Here is a 1,030-nt window from a genome sequence, read left to right as displayed (position 1 = left end):
TCGCACACATAAAAGTCTGGTATTTTAATTATTTTTTCGCTAAATTTACGCAACAAACCATAGCACAACAACGTTAGGCACAAGCTCTCACTCAACTCAAAAATATGAATCCAAAAGAAAAATTAGAATCTATTTTAAAAAATGAGTATGAATCAGAAGATGAAGATTTATACAAAGTGGAATTATTGTCAGGAATGACAGAAGTAGAAATTACTGAATTTAAAAAGCAATTACCAAATAATTTTATTCCAAAAGAAATTGAAGAACTTCTTAAATTTTCGAAAGGTTTTGAATTTTTTGGATTTGATGAAATTCGTTTTGACACATATGGATATTTTGGTTTTCAAGAAATGTTTCCAAACTCAATTCAACTTGCAGGAGATGGTTTTGGAAATTTTTGGATACTTGACATTGACTCAAGCGGAAATTGGAATTCAGTCTACTATGTTTGTCACGACCCAGCAGTTATTGTTAAACATTCAGAAAATTTAAGTCAATTTATTGAACAAATCGATGAAAACGGAAAAAAAGGAAGAGAATCTACTCTTAACATAATTCACGAGGAAACTGTAATGGAAATTTGGAATGAAAAAACAGGAATTATGGAACAGAATGAAAAAGACTATAATTTTGAAAATAAAAATATTGAATTTCCAGAAATGTATTTAATTGCCGATTTGACAAATAAACCTATAAAAACTGGATTTCCTTGGGGAAAATTTGGAGCAAACACGAAAATAATAAGACCAACAGATAAACCTATTTGGATTGTTGAGAAAAAAGTTAAACAAGGATTTTTATCAAAATTATTCGGAGGAAATAAATAAAGCCAGATGCCTAACACCGTGTATAATTAATTGCTTGGTTTTAGCCAATTTACGAAAGTCCTCGCGGACTTTCTATATGTGATTTATTTACTAACTTTAGTGCTTAAAAAACGCAACTAATCATACACAACAACGTTACAACCAATAACGTGCTACTTTCGTGAGCTACCGATTCTTAAAAAAAACTTACAAAATAAATTGAT

General features: G+C 29.6%; 1 protein-coding gene. It reads left to right on the top strand.

Going from position 1 to position 1,030, the window contains the following annotated elements; all coding sequences use genetic code 11:
* Positions 1-104: 104 nt before the first annotated feature.
* Positions 105-827 (top strand): SMI1/KNR4 family protein, encoded by a 723-nt coding sequence (locus tag GQS58_RS16830; RefSeq protein ID WP_166388049.1) that lies wholly within the window; start codon positions 105-107, stop codon positions 825-827.
* Positions 828-1,030 lie beyond the last annotated feature (203 nt).

Source organism: Polaribacter sp. 11A2H, from assembly GCF_011379025.1.
GTDB lineage: Bacteria > Bacteroidota > Bacteroidia > Flavobacteriales > Flavobacteriaceae > Polaribacter.
This window is presented reverse-complemented; position numbering and strand designations above follow the sequence as displayed.